Source organism: Streptomyces sp. NPDC025721, assembly GCF_055558595.1.
Map to the genome: position 1 here is coordinate 240,591 of NZ_JBVHMF010000004.1, position 15,949 is coordinate 256,539.

16 protein-coding genes are annotated in these 15,949 nt (G+C 74.3%); 4 read left to right on the forward strand and 12 right to left on the reverse strand.

Going from position 1 to position 15,949, the window contains the following annotated elements:
- Nucleotides 1–46: 46 nt before the first annotated feature.
- From ACZ4EF_RS09090 to ACZ4EF_RS09105, 4 genes are all read right to left on the reverse strand, one after another.
- Nucleotides 47–907, reverse strand: coding sequence for an aminoglycoside adenylyltransferase domain-containing protein (locus ACZ4EF_RS09090; RefSeq protein WP_467503583.1), 861 nt, complete (start codon nt 905–907; stop codon nt 47–49).
- Nucleotides 908–1,029: 122 nt separating this feature from the next.
- Complete coding sequence (locus ACZ4EF_RS09095) at nt 1,030–1,590, reverse strand: GNAT family N-acetyltransferase (protein WP_355341499.1); 561 nt, start codon at nt 1,588–1,590, stop codon at nt 1,030–1,032.
- A gap of 132 nt (nt 1,591–1,722) precedes the next feature.
- On the reverse strand, nt 1,723–2,721 hold the full coding sequence (locus tag ACZ4EF_RS09100; protein ID WP_467503585.1) for a hypothetical protein: 999 nt from the start codon (nt 2,719–2,721) through the stop codon (nt 1,723–1,725).
- Nucleotides 2,722–2,862: 141 nt separating this feature from the next.
- On the reverse strand, nt 2,863–3,258 hold the full coding sequence (locus ACZ4EF_RS09105; protein WP_467503587.1) for a hypothetical protein: 396 nt from the start codon (nt 3,256–3,258) through the stop codon (nt 2,863–2,865).
- Here ACZ4EF_RS09105 and ACZ4EF_RS09110 point away from each other — a divergent pair.
- Entirely contained in the window at nt 3,257–4,132 is an 876-nt protein-coding gene (locus ACZ4EF_RS09110; RefSeq protein ID WP_467503589.1) for an alpha/beta fold hydrolase, read from the forward strand. The genes ACZ4EF_RS09105 and ACZ4EF_RS09110 overlap by 2 nt on opposite strands.
- A gap of 26 nt (nt 4,133–4,158) precedes the next feature.
- Here the strand turns inward: ACZ4EF_RS09110 and ACZ4EF_RS09115 are convergent, their stop codons facing one another.
- A complete protein-coding gene (locus tag ACZ4EF_RS09115; protein WP_467346024.1) occupies nt 4,159–5,034 on the reverse strand; it encodes an SDR family oxidoreductase in 876 nt (291 codons plus the stop codon).
- Nucleotides 5,035–5,224: 190 nt separating this feature from the next.
- Here ACZ4EF_RS09115 and ACZ4EF_RS09120 point away from each other — a divergent pair, with 190 nt between their 5' ends.
- Nucleotides 5,225–5,950, forward strand: coding sequence for a TetR/AcrR family transcriptional regulator (locus ACZ4EF_RS09120; RefSeq protein ID WP_467503592.1), 726 nt, complete (start codon nt 5,225–5,227; stop codon nt 5,948–5,950).
- A 109-nt stretch (nt 5,951–6,059) separates the two neighbouring features.
- Here ACZ4EF_RS09120 and ACZ4EF_RS09125 read toward each other — a convergent pair whose 3' ends face one another.
- Nucleotides 6,060–6,515 carry a hypothetical protein gene (locus ACZ4EF_RS09125; protein WP_355341481.1) on the reverse strand — a complete coding sequence of 152 codons (456 nt, stop codon included), beginning with the start codon at nt 6,513–6,515 and terminating at the stop codon, nt 6,060–6,062.
- A 100-nt stretch (nt 6,516–6,615) separates the two neighbouring features.
- Between ACZ4EF_RS09125 and ACZ4EF_RS09130 the strand changes: the two genes are divergently transcribed.
- Entirely contained in the window at nt 6,616–7,038 is a 423-nt protein-coding gene (locus ACZ4EF_RS09130) for a MerR family transcriptional regulator (RefSeq protein ID WP_467503594.1), read from the forward strand.
- An 857-nt stretch (nt 7,039–7,895) separates the two neighbouring features.
- Complete coding sequence (locus ACZ4EF_RS09135) at nt 7,896–9,743, forward strand: protein kinase domain-containing protein (RefSeq protein WP_467503596.1); 1,848 nt, start codon at nt 7,896–7,898, stop codon at nt 9,741–9,743.
- A gap of 161 nt (nt 9,744–9,904) precedes the next feature.
- Here ACZ4EF_RS09135 and ACZ4EF_RS09140 read toward each other — a convergent pair whose 3' ends face one another.
- The 6 genes from ACZ4EF_RS09140 to ACZ4EF_RS09165 form a co-directional block, all read right to left on the reverse strand.
- Entirely contained in the window at nt 9,905–10,540 is a 636-nt protein-coding gene (locus tag ACZ4EF_RS09140; RefSeq protein ID WP_401856370.1) for a DUF1345 domain-containing protein, read from the reverse strand.
- Nucleotides 10,541–10,689: 149 nt separating this feature from the next.
- On the reverse strand, nt 10,690–10,983 hold the full coding sequence (locus ACZ4EF_RS09145; protein WP_355341469.1) for a DUF1905 domain-containing protein: 294 nt from the start codon (nt 10,981–10,983) through the stop codon (nt 10,690–10,692).
- Nucleotides 10,984–11,062: 79 nt separating this feature from the next.
- Complete coding sequence (locus ACZ4EF_RS09150) at nt 11,063–11,887, reverse strand: ECF transporter S component family protein (RefSeq protein WP_355341769.1); 825 nt, start codon at nt 11,885–11,887, stop codon at nt 11,063–11,065.
- Between the two features lie 98 nt (nt 11,888–11,985).
- The gene (locus tag ACZ4EF_RS09155) at nt 11,986–13,653 is read right to left on the reverse strand and encodes an ABC transporter ATP-binding protein (protein ID WP_467503599.1); all 1,668 of its coding nucleotides are present in this window, start codon (nt 13,651–13,653) and stop codon (nt 11,986–11,988) included.
- The gene (locus ACZ4EF_RS09160; RefSeq protein WP_467503698.1) at nt 13,650–14,855 is read right to left on the reverse strand and encodes a CbiQ family ECF transporter T component; all 1,206 of its coding nucleotides are present in this window, start codon (nt 14,853–14,855) and stop codon (nt 13,650–13,652) included. Before ACZ4EF_RS09160 ends, ACZ4EF_RS09155 begins: the two co-directional genes overlap by 4 nt.
- 100 nt (nt 14,856–14,955) lie before the next feature.
- The gene (locus tag ACZ4EF_RS09165) at nt 14,956–15,948 is read right to left on the reverse strand and encodes a hypothetical protein (protein WP_467503601.1); all 993 of its coding nucleotides are present in this window, start codon (nt 15,946–15,948) and stop codon (nt 14,956–14,958) included.
- Nucleotide 15,949: the final 1 nt, after the last annotated feature.

Consider the following 15,949-nt stretch of genomic DNA (forward strand, 5'->3'; position numbering starts at 1 on the left):
GCGGGCGGGGGGCGACCGCTGGACGGCTGCTCGGCGGCGGCGGTCCTCAGAGCCGGTCGGCGTCCGCGATCACTTCCATGACGAACGCGCCGGTCAGCCGGAGCCGCCGCGCCCGGTCGGCGAGGTCCGGGTCGCGGGCGAGCGCGGCCGGAAGCGGCTCCGCGCGGCGGTGGGCGAGGGCCGTGCGGATCAGCGGGTGCCAGCGCGGCGCGAAGGTGTCCAGGGCGTACTCCCCCGCGCCCTCCTTGGAGACGATGTCCCCGGTGGCGACCGTGCGGTGCAGCCGGGACACCCCGAGCGCGCCCCAGGTGGTGAGCGAGCGTCCCGCCGAGCGCGCCGCGACCAGCGGCTTGCCGGGCGTCTTCCCGGCCAGCGCCTTCTCGGCCCAGGGGTGCCAGTAGCCGTGCAGATTCTCCAGATTCCACGCGCGCAGGCGTTCCGGTTCCGGGTCGAGCCCGAGGGTGCCGGGGGCCGGGCCGCGCAGCGGGATGCCGCGTTCGCGCAGCACCTTCCACACCACAGGGTTGACGTCGAAGGCACGGCCGCGCGCGAAGGAGTTCCCGGTGTGCGAGGCCAGCGGGCGGATGGCCGTCACCGGTCGGCGGAGGTCCGCGGCCGACACGTAGACCGCGTTCACCGTGCCGGGGACCGTCACCCGCGCCCGCAGCAGCGCCCGTACGACGGGGGTGGTGTTGCCGACCGGGTGCAGCACCCGCAGCCGCCGGAGGTCCCCCGCCGTGAAGCCGCCGTCCACCGCCGCGACGACGTCGATGTCGCTGCCGCCCGCGCGCCACGCCCCGAGCGCGGCCGAGCCGACCACGTAGAAGTGGGTGATCCGGCCCGGCAGCAGCCGGTCGGCGACGGACAGATAGCGGCGGGTGAGGCGGGCGGCGTCGGGATGAAGCATTCGGGGAGTCTGCCACGGGCGCCCCGGGGCCGCGGTGCGCTGCCGGCCCGGCGTCCGGTACGAGGACGGCGGGCGGGCGGTCAGCAGGCGGTCGGTCAGCGGGCGGTCGATCGGTCGGTCGGTCAGCGGGCGTCCCGCCCGGCGGCGCGCCACTCCGGTGCGAGGATCGACCAGACCTCGGCGTCCTGCCGTACGCCCCGGTAGAGGTAGGTGGCGCGCAGCAGCCCTTCGCGGGTCATGCCGAGCCGCTTGGCGACGTTGACGCTCGGCGTGTTCTTGGGCGACACCATCCACTCCACCCGGTGGATGCCGCGTTCGTACACCGCCCAGTCGATGATGACGCGGGCCGCCCGGGTGACCAACCCCCGTCCGGCGGCGGCCGGTTCGAGCCAGCAGCCCACCTCGCAGTTGCCCGCCGCCGCGTCGAAGACCTTGAACAGGACACCGCCGACGAGCAGTCCGTCGAGCCAGATGCCGTAGAGGCGGCCCGCGTCGGCCGCCGTCTTGTCGGCGTACGACTGGAGCCAGTTCCGCGCCGAGTCCAGGTCGGCGGTGGCGTCGGCCAGGCCGATGTGCTGTCCGATGTACTCGCGCCCGCGGTCCATGTGGGCGAGGAACTCCTCGGCCCGCCACGGCTCCAGCGGGCGCAGCTCGGCGTCGTCTCCCAGGGAAATCGCGAACATCTCGTCCTCCACGTCGGCATCGCACAGCGGCGCCGCTCCACGGCACGCGCCCCGCAGACCTACCGCAAAGGGAGCCGCCGCCACCAGCGGTTTTCGCCCGGCGCGGGTCCGTACCCCTTCGGACGTACGGGGTCAGCGGTCGGCGCGGGCGCGCCAGGCGAGGAACGGGACCAGGGGCGACTGGCCGTCCAGGTAGATCCAGGGCATCTCGGTGGCCCGGTCCCCGAGGACCTGGAACAGCGGACGCGCGAGGCGGAGGTCCCCGGCGAGCGCGAAGGTCATCGCGAAGGTGTTGAAGGCCAGCGGCCAGTCCCGGCGGCGTACGAAGTCCGGGTGGTAGACCGAGCGCGCGGCGGCCTCGTTGACGGCGCGGACCACGTCGGCGTCGGCCAGATACGGCGAGTCCGCGTCGCCGCCGAGTGCCAGCCACTCCTCCAGGTGGGCCTGGGCGACGAGGTGGCCCATCGGGCTCCCGACGGGGGCCGCCAGCATCGACTCGCGGGCGAAGGCGTGCGTCCGGGCCCACGAGCCGCCCCACTTCGGGCAGAGCTGCTGCACGTGCTGCCGGTGGGCGGCGACATGGCCGGGCGAGCGGCGGCAGGTCGCCGCGAAGCGGCGCTCCGCGACATCGGATCCGACGCCGAGACCGCGCCCGGTGATCTGGAGGAAGTACCAGGGCGCCGCCCAGTTCGGCTCGCGCTCGGCCGCCTCCAGCAGGTGGTCCTCGGCGACGGTCAGCCGGGCCCGGAAGAGCTCCCACTGCTCGTCCGACACGTATCGCGCCGCGAAACCCGTACGGGCGTGCCAGGCCCAGGCGACATGCCGGGCGCCGGAGACCAGCAGCGGCAGCGCGTCGTCCGGCTCGGCGGCGATCACGTCGCCGATCCACCGCTCCACCCCGGCAACGCTCTGCACGCCCTCCAGCAGGAAGGTCAGGTCCTCGCCGTCCGTCGCGGCGGCCAGTCGCGCGCGGATCAGCGGCCACTGCTCGACGCCCTCGCGCGCCGCCGCCCGGATCTCGGCGAGCCGCGCGTCACCGTAGGACAGGTCGATGCCGGGGACCCGCTTGCGGCGCAGCAGGAAGGTCTCCCCCTCCGCGCGGCGCACCCTCAAGAGGCTGGTCCAGGACATACGACGCAGAATACGCCGGGCGCCCGATCGTCGCCGGTCCGGTGGCCGCCTCCCGCCGGTCCGTGGCCCGTCCCCTCGCCGGTACGTCACCGGTCCGGTGGCCGCCCTCGCACGCTCCTCGCCCGGTGCGGCCCGCACGGCTCATCCGGCCCCTGGACGTACGGCGACCCCGGCCGGTCCGGCACGACGCGGCTCCTGCCCGGGACGCGCGGACCGCGCCCGCGCCACCGGCGGATGCGCCCATTTCGGGGTCCAGGTATCGGACGCCCGGCCGTCCGGCGCGGTGCCGCGCAGGTGGCGGCGCAGGGCGGCCAGCGCCGGATGCGGGTTGTCGGCGCGCCGGACCAGCGAGTGCGGGTCCGCGTCGCGGCCTGCTGGAACGTCCCGCGTCGGCGACGGCGACGAAGGTGCGTACGGCGTCGAGATCCACGCCGACCGACGCTGCTCGCGGGGTACGACGCTCCCGCTCCCCGGCGGACGGCCGCCGCCGGAACCCGGTTGCCCCCGTCCCGAGGCCGCTGCCACAGTCGTCGCCATGACCGCCGACTCCACCGCGACCGCCACGACCGCCACGAGTTCTTTCACCGCGCCCGACGGGACCCGGCTCGCGTACCACGCTCTCGGCGAGGGGCCGCCGCTGATCTGCCTGCCCGGAGGCCCGATGCAGGACAGCGCGTATCTCGGGGACCTCGGCGGTCTCGCCGCGCACCGGCGGTTGATCCTGCTGGACCCGCGGGGCACCGGCGACTCGGCGGTCCCCCAGGACACCGGCTCCTACCGCTGCGACCGGCTCGTGGACGACGTGGAAGCCCTCCGCGTCCATCTGGGCCTTGACCGGGCGGATCTGCTCGGGCACTCCGCCGGTACGAATCTGGCCGTGCTGTACGTCGCCCGCCATCCCGAACGCGTCGGGCGGCTCGCGCTGATCACGCCGAGCGTCCGGGCGGTCGATGTCCCGGTCACCGGGGACACGCGGCGCGGGACGGCGCTGCTGCGCGAGGGCGAGCCGTGGTTCCCGGCCGCTTTCGCCGCGCTGGAGGCGGTCGTCGCGGGCAAGGGCGACGCCGGGACGTTCCGGGCCGTCGACCCCTTCTTCTACGGGCGTTGGGACGACGCGGCCCGCGCGCACCGGGACGCGGGCGAGGCGCACAAGAACGCGGAAGCCGGGGAGGTCTTCGGTTCCGAGGGCGCCTTCGACCCGGCCGCCACCCGCGCGGCCCTGGCGCGTTTCACTTCCCCCGTCCTCGTACTGGCCGGGGAGGTCGACCTCAACACCCCGCCCTCCGCCGCGGCCGAGGTCGCCGGTCTGTTCCCGCGCGCCGAGTCGGCCGTCCAGCCCGGCGCCGGTCACTTCCCCTGGCTCGACGACCCGGCGCGTTTCGTGTCGACCGTGGCGGCCTTCCTGCGCTGACGAGCACGCGGCCGAGAGGTCGGCCGTCAGGCAGCGGACGTGATCGCCTCGTCGAGTACGTCCCTGAACGGCGTCGGCGGGCGGCCGATCAAGGTGGCGAGCGCCGGGTCGACCGCGGTGAACTCGCCCTGCCTGCCGGCCGCGAACATCCCGAGGAGCAGTTCCGCCTGCGCGGGTGAGGCGCCGTGCCCGACGAGGAGGTCCCGGTACTCGTCGTCGCCGATGACGACGCGCTTGACCGGGCGCCCGGACAGTTCGGCGGCGGTCTCCGCGACGTCGGCGAGATCGAGCGCTTCGGAGCCGGTGAGCGGCGCGGTCGGACCCGACGGGCGTACGGACCGGTCGTCGGCGGTCAGCACGCGCGCGGTGGCCTCGGCGAGGTCGGCGTGGGCCGTCCAGGAGATGGGGCCGTCCTCCGGCGCGGCCAGCTCGCCCGTGCGCACGGCGGCGCCGAGCAGCATGATCGCCGAGCTGGCGTAGTAGCCGTTGCGCAGGGAGGTCCACGGCACGCCCGAGTCGCGCAGCGCCGCCTCGGTGGCGGCGTGGTCGGGCATGGGCGCGAAGAGGGAGGTCGGGCTCGCGCCCATGTGGCTGGTGTAGAGGATGCGGCCGGCCCCGGCTGCCTTGGCTCCGTCGATCGCGGCGTGGTGCATGGCGAGGGCGGCCTCTCCGGTGACGTCGGCCGAGACGATCAGCACCTGCGCGGCGCCCTCGAAGGCGTGCGCGAGGGTCGCCGGGTCCGTGAAGTCGCCCTGCCGTACGCGGACGCCCTTCTCCGCCAGGTCCCGCGCCTTGTCGGGGTCGCGGACGCTGACGCCGATCTCCTCGGCGGGGACGCGGGTGAGCAGCCGGTCGACGACGGCCCGGCCGAGTTTTCCGGTGGCTCCGGTGACGATGATCATGAGGTGTCTCCAGGTGGGTGAGGGTTTGCGCGGCCTCGGCGCACGGGCGACGCGCGGTCGACAGATCGACATGCCGACATGTGGCGCCGTGCCGGTGGCGGCACGAGCAGCATCGAATCAATGCTAACGACATACACGCTAGCACCGATACTGAATCACCGCTAACGTCACTCCTGTTACCGTCGACACCATGAGCGTCGGAGACATCGCCCCTGAGGACGGTCCGCGCGAGCGCATCCTCGCCGCCACCGCCAAGCTGCTCGCCGAGGGCGGCCGGGAGGCCGTGTCGACCCGGGCGGTCGGCGCGGCGGCCGGAGTGCAGGCACCGACGATCTACCGGCTCTTCGGCGACAAGCAGGGCCTGCTCGACGCGGTCGCGGCCGACGGCTTCGCGGCCTACCTGGCCAGCAAGACGGACCTGGAACCCGGCGCGGACCCGGTGGCGGACCTGCGGACCGGCTGGGACCTGCACGTCGGCTTCGGCCTCGCCAACCCGGCGCTCTACCAGGTCATGTACGAGCGGACCAGGGGCTCGGTGCCGCCGACGCCCGCCGAGGTCGCGGGCGTGGCGGTGCTAGCCGGGCACATCCGCCGGATCGCCGAGGCGGGCCGACTGCGCGTGAGCGAGGAACGCGCCTCGCTGCTCGTCCAGGCCGCGGGCCAGGGCATCACCAACACGCTGATCTCCCTGCCGCCCGACCGCCGCGACCCGGAACTGGCCGCCCTGGCCCGCGAAGCGGTCATCGCCGCGATCACCACCGACGCCCCGGCCGCCACCGACCCCGCCTCCGGTCCCGTCACCGCCGCCGTGGCCCTGCGCGCCGTCCTCCCGCGGACCTCCGCCCTCACCGCCACCGAACAAGCCCTCCTGCGCGACTGGCTCGACCGCATCGCCACCGCGAAGCCGCAGCCGTAGCCGTAGCCGTAGCCGTAGCCGTAGGCCGTCCGCGCCCCGAAGGGCCGCCGTGGCTGGCGGCTGGCGGCTGGCGGCTGGCGGCTGGCGGCTGGCGGCTGGCGGCTGGCGATCAACCCAGCCCTGAGTGTTCCGGTCGGGCGGTCCGGTGGTCGACGGCGGGGCGCAGCCAGGGCGTGAGTTGGACGATTCCCCAGGTGGCCTCGGCGGCGAGGAACAGCCACAGGATCCGCGAGGCGCCTTGGGCCAGCGCGTACGCCATCCACGCGGAGAACAGGGTGCGCGCGATGCCGTCGAGCAGGCCGTGTTCGGGCAGGGTCCGTACGATGCGGAGGGCGGCCCAGACGACCACCACAGAGCCCATCAGATTCGCGAACAGGGTCTGCCACACGTCGAGTTCGGGCAGGACGCCCCAGCCGAGCGCGTCGCCCGCCGAGGACAGCGCGTCGTGCACCCGCGCGTAGGTCCACGGTGTGACGAACCCCACGGTGACCGCGAGGTCGTACCAGGCACTCGCGCGTACGACGCGGAGATAGGCGGGGCGTGCGGGGGCGTGGAAACGGATCACGGGGAGGCTCCGGCCGGTTGGGGGGCTCAGCGACGGCCTCACGCTAAACAGTGGAGTACGGTCCAAGGTCAAGCTCATCGGCCGAGGGGGGAGGCGCGGCATGCGTATCGGAGAGCTGGCCGCTCAGACCGGGATGACCAGGGACGCGATCCGGTTCTACGAGAAGGTCGGCCTCATCACGGGCCGACGCCTCACCAACGGCTACCGCGACTTCCCGCCCGAGTCGGTGGCCTGGCTGCACTACGTCCGCACCGCGCAGACGCTCGGATTCTCCCTGGCCGAAATCGCCGGGACCGGCGAGGAGTTGCGCGCGGCGCCGGACCCCGCCGTGGCGCTCTCCGCGCTGTTCGAGGAGAAGATCCGCCTCCTCGACGCCCGCATGGCCGAACTCGCCACCCTGCGCGCCGAACTCACCGACCGCGTCGGCACAGGCTGCCCCCTCCGGGCGGTCGAACCGGACGGCGACGGTGCCACGCGCGTGACGGCCCGCCCCCTGGCTCACGCCATCCGGCCAGTCGTCTGAAGGACCGAGTGACACGGTGCCGGTGCCGGTGCCAGTGCCGATACGGCGACAAGGGCCCAACCCGGCCGCGCCGAGCGCCTGTTCCGCGCCCGCGCCGTCGTCGCCGCCGCCCCGTGCGTACCGTCCGCATCGGGGGACACGCTTAGGCGGGGGATCGGCGAGGCATATGCCCCTGGCTGTCCGGCAAAGGGGGGTGCGGGGGCGGGATGAGGGCCGCCCCGATCTCCCCTTGGTGCCCGGCCACCAGTACCCTCTTGATCCTCACGGCACCTCCTCCACGGTTCCCGGGCGAACCCCGGTCCCCTGTCGGCGCCTTCGGCGCTCGGCCCTCCCGTGGAAGGGGCAGTTCGGGCGGACAGCCGTGACCCCCGGCAGATCGGCCCGGCTGGCGGTGGGAAATCCGAGTACGGAACAGGGCGTCGAGGTGCCGCGCACAGCGGCTCCTCCTCAAGGGGCAGCGCGAGGGGCGGAATCAGGTGGACGACGACAACGGCACGGGCATACCCGGCGAGGACGGCGCGACGGCCGGGGACGGCAAGCCGGCCGGACAGCGGCAGCCGGGCCCGAGGCCCATGGCCCGGGCGCGGAAGGCTGCGGCGCAGCCCCGTAAGCGCGCCCAGGCTCCCGCCCGGGCGGAAGCGGAGCCGGCAGCGGAGACGCCAGCGGACACGGCAGGGGGCACGGCAGGGGACACGGAGGCGGTGGCGGACGCGCAGCCCGAGGGCGGCGCTCAGGAAGCCGCCCCGTCCGAGGCGGCGCCAAAGCCCGCGAAGCCCACGAAGGCCGCGCCGAAGCGCGCTGCCGCAAAGCCCGCCGAGAAGACCGCGGCGGCCGAAGTACCCGCTACCGCAAGCAAGGTGACGGAGCCTCAGAAGCAGCCCGAGGCCGCTCCCATGGCCGCCGCGGCGGCGAAGGCGGCACAGAAGCAGGCGGCGGAGGAGCCCGCCGTGAAGGCCGCCAAGAGCGCGAAGACGGCGGCCAAGGCGCCGGCCGGGACTCCGGCGAAGGCGCCCGCGAAGACACCCGCGAAGGCGCCCGCGAGAACCGCGGCCAAGACGGCGCAGACACGGAAGACCGCGGCGGCGGCCCCGCCCGCGGGCGCGGCGAAGAAGGCGGCGGGGACCAGGCCCCCGGCGAAGGGGCGGAAGACGGCACCGGCCGCTTCGAAGGCGGCGCCGTCCCAGGCCGTGGCCGAGGCCCCGGAGCCCCAGGAGCCCGCGGCGGGGACGCCGACTCCGGTCAGCAGCACCGGACTTGTCGCCCTCCTCCAGGAGAAGGGCGCGCTCGCGCCCGAGGCGGCGCTCGTCGTCCTCAAGGGCTCGCTGCTCGCGCTCGCCGCAGCCCACGAGGCCGGTGGCGCCCACGGCGACATCGCGCCCGAGAACGTCCTGATCACCCCCGAAGGCACGGTCCAGCTCGTCGACGCCGAACCGGCGGCTCCCGCCCCGGATCAGGCGGAGGCGAACGCCGAGCCGGACGCCGTACCCCCCGGCACCCCTTACAGCGCGCCCGAGCGGTGGGCGGGCGCCCCGGCGACCGCGGCCTCCGACGTCTACGCGGCGACGGCCGTCTTCCACCAGAGCCTCACCGGCGCGCCGCCGTACGCGGGTGCCACGGCGGCGGAACTGGCGGCCCAGCACGCCGAGGCGCCGGTCCCGGCCGAGCAGGCCCCGGAGCCCGTACGGCCGCTGCTCGCACGCGGGTTGGCGAAGGACCCGGCGGAACGGCCGCAGAGCGCGGCCGAGTTCGCCGCCGAGGCCGAGACGGCCGCCGTCGCCGCCTACGGCGAGGACTGGGAGGAGCGCGGGCGCGGTGAACTCGCCGCGCTGGTCGTCCTGTTGGCGGCGCCGTCCGGCGAGGCCGCGGCGGAAGCGGCCCAGCAGCCGCAGGCCGCCGCCGTACCGGTCGCCGTGGCCGCGTCCGCCGCGTCCGGGGCTGGCGCGCCGCCCGTACCGCCCAAGCACGCGCCCCACCACGCCCCCGCGGGCGGCCCCGAGGCTCCCGCACCCCGCTTCAGCCGACGCGCGAAGGTCCTCGCCGTCGTCGCGGCGGCCGTGATCATCGCGGGCGCGGTGACCGTCACGGCGGTGGCGACCGGCAACAAGAGCGACGACACCCCCGTGGCGGGCCCGACGCCGACCGCCGTCACGTCGCTGACCGCGACGACCCCGACCACCGCGCCCGCCAACCCGTCCCCCACCGTCAGCCTGTCGGCGTCGCCCACGGTCAACGTCTCGCCGACCGGCACACCGACGACGGCGGTCACGCCCAGCAGGACCGTGTCGAGCACGCCCACCGGCACGCCGAGCACGCCGCCCACCACCGCGCCGACCACCCCTTCGGCCGACCCGACGACGACCGGGAAGCCCGTGGCCGGGCCGCACGTGGCGTCCATCGCCGTCACCGGCTTCGACTGCCCGACCGGCAAGCGCCGCACGGCGACCGCCACGGTGTACGTCACCTACGACGGCACCGAGGCGGGCACCTTGCACCTGACGTGGTGGCACAGCGCCACGGGCAAGCCGCAGGGCGCCGTCACGCTGGCCCGGCAGACCGCCCAGTTCCCCAAGGGCGCGCAGAGCTACACCTTCACGGACCGGTACACGTTCACCCCGGACCGCGATCACCCGTACGTCGGGCTGTCCGTCTCCAGCGACCCGGCCGCCGACTCCGGCAACGGCACCTACGGAGTGGGCTGCCGCTGACCCTCCAGCACGTGTCCGGCACCGCGCGGAAGGCGTCGCGCGGTGCCGGGCACGTGTCAGTGCGGGCGTCAGGGCACCGCAGGTGTCAGGACAGTGCAGGGTCAGGACATTGCAGGCGTCAGGCAGGTATCAGGACAGGCGCCAGGGCAAGTGCCGTGCGCTCACCGCGTGAAGATTCCGGCGACGAGGTTGATGGCGGTCGCGAGAATGCTCGTACCGAACAGATACGACAGCAGTGTGTGCCGCAGGACGACCGCGCGGATCGTCGAACTGGAGACGTCGGTGTCGGAGACCTGGTAGGTCATGCCGAGGTTGTAGCTGAAGTAGAAGAAATCGCGGTAGGCCGGGGCCTCGTCCTCGGAGTTGAAATCGATCCCGCCCTCGGACTCCTCGTAATACAGATACGCGTACCGTGCCGCGTACATCAGATGCAGTGCGGCCCAGGCCATGAAGACGCCGATGAGCGCGGTCGCGGCGTGGGCGGTGTCGGAGTTGCCGAGCAGGAACACGACGATGCCGATGAGGCCGCAGAGCGCGACCGCGACGACCACGATCTCCTCGGCGAGCGGTCGCAGGTCCTCGCGCCGCGAATTGCGGCGGGTCGCGGCGGCGTCCATCGGCCACAGCACGCACCAGCCGACCACGACGAAGAACGACTCGGTGGCCGCGATGGCCGAGAGAATTCCCAGCGGCGTGTCGGTCGACGACCCCACGCACGCCCCGACCACCGCCCCGAAGGCGACCGAACCGGCAAGGCGCGGAGCCGCGGACGGCGAAAACCGGATACTCGTACTCACAGGCCGTAACGCTAGTGGTTCACCGCTGTCGGCACGGCAATGGCCGCGCAAAAGTGCCGTACCGGATCGGCGCCGGGGAATCGGCCCGGGGATTCGGTCCGGGGAATCGGTCCGGGGATTCGGCGGGATTCGGCACGGGATCGCCTTCCCTACGTGTCGAGGCGGACGGTCATCTCCACCGTCACGTCGTCCCCCTCGGAAAGCCCCTCCGGTTTGCGCACGGCGTTCTTGAGCGGCAGCAGATAGCCGCCGTCCTTGGGAAAGAGCGAGGTCGCGAAATCGGTGCCGCCGATCCGGGCCAGCACCGGGATCACCCCCCACCCGTACGAGGCCGTCGTCGCCACCTCGCGGATGTCCGCGGACTCCTCCTCCGGCACGGGCACGAAGTAGTACGGCGCCGGTCCGCGCCACTCCACGACCCGCCCCGCGAACACCAGCTCCACGCCCCCAGCCCCTTCTCCCACGTCCTACGTCCCGCGTCCCGCGCGTCCGTCGGGGACCGCCAGGCTAGACCAGTACGGGTTACGTCTCGTCCGCGCCCGCGCCCGGCGCGGACCCAGCGGGCGGAGGAGGCGGGGCGGGCGGGGCGAAGTGGATGGGGGCGGTGAAGTTGGCGCGGCGGGCGGCGCGGCGGAAGGTGATGAGGGCGGCGGGGCCGGCCAGCAGGATGGCGACGAAGTTGGTGACCGCGCGGCCGGTGTCCCAGCCGAGGGAGGTCGCCACGTCGAAGGCCAGGTAGCGGTGCCACTGCTCGGTGAAGGGCAGGCCCGGCAGGTAGGCGATGGAGCTGCCGGGGTCGAGCGAGAAGGGCCAGAAGGAGAGGTTGAGCAGGAAGCCGAAGAGGTAGCCGGACGCCGAGCCGTAGGCCGCGAGCATCAGGATCTCGGCCCTGCCGCGGGCGCGCGGGAGGAGCCCGGCGAGCATCCCGACGAAGGCGCACCCGAACATCTGGTACGGCATCCAGGGCCCGACACCGCCGGTGAGCAGCGCGGACGCGAAGAGGGACGTGCAGCCGAGGGTGAAGCCGAAGCCGGGGCCGAAGACGCGGCCCGCGAGCACGAGGACGAAGAAGACGGTCTCGATGCCCGCGGTGCCCGCGCCGAGCGGGCGCAGGGCGGCGTTGACGGCGGACAGCACGCCGAGCATGGCCAGGGCCTTGGCGTCGATGCCGCCGTCGGCGATCTGGGCGAAGACCACGGCCAGTACGAGGATCAGCAGGACGCCGAAGATCAGCGGCGGCGCGTAGGAGGTGCCGAAGCGGCCGGGGGCGACGACAAAGGGCCAGAAGAAGGCGACCAGGCCGATGAAGGCGGCCAGGACGATGGTGACGACGGCCGTCGCGTGCATCCGGACGGCGGTGGTACGGCCCGTCCAACGCCCGGCCGCGCCCTTGCCGTTGCCCGCGCCCCCGCTCGTGTCCGTGGCGCCCGTCCTGGTCGTGGCCATCACTTCGCCTCGGCTTCCGCGAGCGCGTCCGCGACCTGACCGACCGTCAGGTAGGGCAGCGGGGCGAGGATCTTGGCGGCCTGCGGTGCGAAGGCCGGTGAGGCGACGATGACATCGGCGGTGGGGCCGTCGGCGACCGTCTCGCCCTCGGCCATGACGATCACGCGGTCGGCGCTCGCGGCGACGAACTCCACGTCGTGCGTGGAGATCACGACGCTGCGGCCCTCGGCGGCGAGCGCGTCCACGATCCGGATGAGGGCCTGCTTGGCCTGGTAGTCGAGGCCGCGGGTCGGCTCGTCCAGCAGGACGACGTCGGGGGCGGTGGTGAGCTGGATGGCCAGCACGAGCGAGAGCTTCTGGCCTTCCGACAGGTCGCGAGGGTGGGTGTCGTCGGGGATGCCGGGCGCGAGCCGGTCGAGGATCGCCCGCGCGGCGCTCGGGGCCGCCCCGGCCGACTCCCGGTCGGCCTGGGCCAGTTCGGCGCCGACCGTCTCCAGGTAGAGCAAATCGGTGGGGGTCTGCGGGACCAGGCCGACGCGGCGGCGCTCAGGTCCCGACGTCGTACGCCGTCCGCCGAACCGCCGCGCAGAGGCCCCCGGCTCGGGTGCGGCCGGGTCCGCGCCCTGAGCGAACCGTACGGTTCCGCCCTGTCGCGGCCCGGCGCCGTGGATCGCCCACAGCAGGGACGACTTGCCCGAGCCGTTGCGGCCCATCAGCGCGGTGACCTCACCGGCCCGCAGCTCCAGGTCCACCTCGCGGACCGCGACCACGTCCCCGTAGCGCACGACGATCCCGCTGGCGGTCAGCAGCGGTGTGCCCGTGCCGTGCGAGACGCGGACCGGCGGCACCGGGCGTCCGGCGAGCCGTTCGCGCAAGGGGACGGCGGCGCGGCGGGCGTCGCGTACGGACAGCGGCAGCGGTTCCCAGCGGGCCAGGCGGCCGAGGTCGACCACGGGGGGCGCGACCGAGGCGGTACGGAAGGCGACGGACGGCGGGGCGGAGGTGACGGTGCCGTCGCCGGTCAGGTGCAGGACGCGGTCGGCGTACTGCACGACGCGCTCCAGGCGGTGTTCCGCGAGCACGACGGTCACCCCGAGGTCGTGCACGAGCCGGGTCACGGCGGCGAGGACTTCCTCGGCGGCGGTCGGGTCGAGCGCGGAGGTGGGCTCGTCCAGCACCAGGACCTTGGGGTGGGCGGTGAGGACAGACCCGATGGCGACGCGCTGCTGCTGGCCGCCGGACAGCTCGCTCAGCGCGCGGTGCCGCAGGTCGGCCAGGCCCATCAGATCGAGGGTCTCCTCGACGCGCTTGCGCATGACATCGGCGGGGACGGCCAACTGCTCCATGACATAGGCCAGTTCCTCCTCGACGGTGTCGGTGACGAATCCGGCGAGCGGATCCTGGCCCACGACGCCCACCACGTCGGCGAGTTCACGCGGCGGGTACGTCGCGGTGTCGCGGCCGTCGACGGTGACACGGCCCGCGAGTGTGCCGCCGGTGAAGTGCGGCACCAGGCCGTTGACCGTGCCGAGCAGCGTGGACTTGCCCGCGCCGGTCCTGCCGACGACCAGGCACAGTTCGCCTTCCTCCAAGGTCAGGTCCACGTCCCGCAGCACGGGCTGCTCGGAGCCCGCGTACACGACGCTGACCTGGTCGAATCGGATCACAGCAGGGCCTCGCTGGGCTTGTCGGCGGTTTCGGCGGTGGTGGCGGTCGCGGCGGCTCCGCCGGGCGGCACGGCGGAGCGCCCGGCCGTGGCGCTTCTCGCGCTCTTCGCGCTCTTCGCTCTCTTCGCGGCGGACCCGCGCGGCGGGGGCGGCGCGGCGAAGGCGGCGGTGCCCGCGAGCAGGATCGCGGCGGCGGGCAGCCACGGCAGTGACGGCCAACGCAGCGGATACAGGCTGGGGTTGAGGTCGGCGGCGTTGTAGCCGACGGTCAGGAACAGCACGGCGGCGGTGGCGACGCCGCACATCGCGACCACCCACTCCGCGGACCGCCAGGGGTCGGGTCGGTAGCTGGTGCGCCGTATCCGCCGCCCGCCGAGCGCGAGTCCGGCGCAGCACAGCAGCGACCCGCCCAGCATGGCGGGCAGTCCGAGCGCGCGCGGAGTGGTGCCGTCCAGCAGCCCGTAGATGCCGGTGCACAGGCCGAGCATGCCGCCGAGCATCAGGACGGCGGTGGTACGGCGTGAGGCGCGGGTCGCGGTGCCGGCCCGGCCGTAGCCGCGCGAGTCCATGGCGGCGGCCAGGTGCAGGGAGCGTTCCAGCGCGTCCTCCAGTACGGGGATGAGGATGCCGCGCAGCGCCCGCAGCCCCTTGGCCCGGTCGGCCCGCAGCCGTCGGGCGCGCGCCACCCGCTGGACACTTTCGACGAGTTGGGGGGCGACGCTCAGCGACACCGTGACGGCGACGCCGAGTTCGTACAGCGCGCCGGGCAGGACGCGCAGGGCCCGCTTGGGGTTGGCGAGGGTGTTCGCGGCGCCGATGCAGCACAGCAGGCAGGCCAGCCGCAGTCCGTCGGTCGCGGCGGACAGGGTGGCCTCGAGCGACACCGGGCCGCCGAGCTGAATTCCCGCGTACCAGTGGGGCGTCGGGATGTGCGGCAGCGAGAACATGATGTGGTCGGCGGGTGTGATGCCGCTGGCGAAGACGCAGCGGAAGACGACGCGGATCGCGACGACCGTCAGCGCGAGGTACAGGTAGTACTTGAAGCCCTTCGCCCAGGGGGCGTCGGTGCGGCGCTCGGTGACGACGTAGCCGAGGACGACCAGGACCAGGCCGAGCAGCAGCGGGTTGGTGGTGCGGCTGACCGCGGTGGCCAGGGCGATGCCCCAGATCCACCAGGCGACCGGGTGCAGGGTGCGCGGCAGCCGCCGCCCGGTGTGCGGGGAGGCGGCGGCGCGCGGCGGTCTCGCGGCGGCGTGCGCGGGACCGCCGGTCGGGGACGGAGGCGGGGCGGTGGACAACGCGCTACTCCGCGTTCCGCCGCCGCCGGGTCCTGACGACGATGAATCCGGCGATCACGGCCACGACGGCCGCGGTCAGGGCGAAGGGCAGGACCGAGCCGGACGAATGGCTCGCGGCGGCGGTCGGCTCCGCGTCCTGCGTGCGGGGCTGCCCTGGCGACGGCGTTCCGCCCGTGGCCGTGCCCGTGCCCGGCGCGGTGCTCGCGGACGCGGTCCCGGCGGGGGTCGCGGTGGGCGGGGCCGAGGTGGTGGCCGGTGTCGTACGGGTCGCGGACGGCGTGGTGGCGGCCGGTCGTGAGGTCTTCCCGGGCGCCGAGCCCGCGGTGGTGTGCGTACCGGCGGGCTTGGTCGGCCTGGGCGGGGCCGAAGTGGCTCCGCCGGACGTGGTGTTGTGCGCCCGGACGCTGTCGGGTGAGAACGTCGGACGGCCCTGCGTGCCCGCGACGTTGGTGGCGCCGAAGATCCACAGGTCCACACTGCCGGGCTTGGGGTGGTAGCTCATCGCGCCCAACTGGCTGTAGGACCAGGTGTTCTGCCCCGCGTCGGCGTGCCAGTACGACCAGTAGGCGGTCGCGGGCGGCGTCAGCACACAGGGGGCGTCCTTGGACGTCGGATACTGCTTGCCGCCCTGGTAACCGGCGTAGCCGATCCGGCAGATGAAGGCCGGACCGTCGTGCTGGGTGCCGGTGGTGGCCCAGCCGCCCTGGTTCAGCAGGGTGTAGCCGGTGGTGGGCGTGGTGCCGCAGGAGCGCAGCAGCGGGCCGCCCCAGTGGCTGAAGTCCACCGCGAGCACGACGCCCTTGGTGGTCGTGCACGCGCTCATCGGCTGCGCGGTCGCCATCGCGGGCGCCGCGCCCACGGTGAGCCCGCCGCACACGGCGGCGAGCGTCAGCGCGAGCGCGGTGACCGTACGGGCGAGGACCGATCGTGCGCCGGGCCGCCGTGGGTGGCCGGACGCGCCTGCGACGGGCGCCGCCCGCCGGGCCGTTGACCGCATG

Excerpts from the sequence above, each read along its gene's own strand:
- ACZ4EF_RS09115 (WP_467346024.1), bottom strand. The coding sequence starts at position 5,034 with ATGATCATCGTCACCGGAGCCACCGGAAAACTCGGCCGGGCCGTCGTC.
- ACZ4EF_RS09095 (WP_355341499.1), bottom strand. The coding sequence starts at position 1,590 with ATGTTCGCGATTTCCCTGGGAGACGACGCCGAGCTGCGCCCGCTGGAG.
- ACZ4EF_RS09165 (WP_467503601.1), bottom strand. The coding sequence starts at position 15,948 with ATGCGGTCAACGGCCCGGCGGGCGGCGCCCGTCGCAGGCGCGTCCGGC.
- ACZ4EF_RS09090 (WP_467503583.1), bottom strand. The coding sequence starts at position 907 with ATGCTTCATCCCGACGCCGCCCGCCTCACCCGCCGCTATCTGTCCGTC.
- ACZ4EF_RS09105 (WP_467503587.1), bottom strand. The coding sequence starts at position 3,258 with ATGGCGACGACTGTGGCAGCGGCCTCGGGACGGGGGCAACCGGGTTCC.
- ACZ4EF_RS09110 (WP_467503589.1), top strand. The coding sequence starts at position 3,257 with ATGACCGCCGACTCCACCGCGACCGCCACGACCGCCACGAGTTCTTTC.
- ACZ4EF_RS09100 (WP_467503585.1), bottom strand. The coding sequence starts at position 2,721 with ATGTCCTGGACCAGCCTCTTGAGGGTGCGCCGCGCGGAGGGGGAGACC.
- ACZ4EF_RS09120 (WP_467503592.1), top strand. The coding sequence starts at position 5,225 with ATGAGCGTCGGAGACATCGCCCCTGAGGACGGTCCGCGCGAGCGCATC.
- ACZ4EF_RS09150 (WP_355341769.1), bottom strand. The coding sequence starts at position 11,887 with ATGCACGCGACGGCCGTCGTCACCATCGTCCTGGCCGCCTTCATCGGC.
- ACZ4EF_RS09130 (WP_467503594.1), top strand. The coding sequence starts at position 6,616 with ATGCGTATCGGAGAGCTGGCCGCTCAGACCGGGATGACCAGGGACGCG.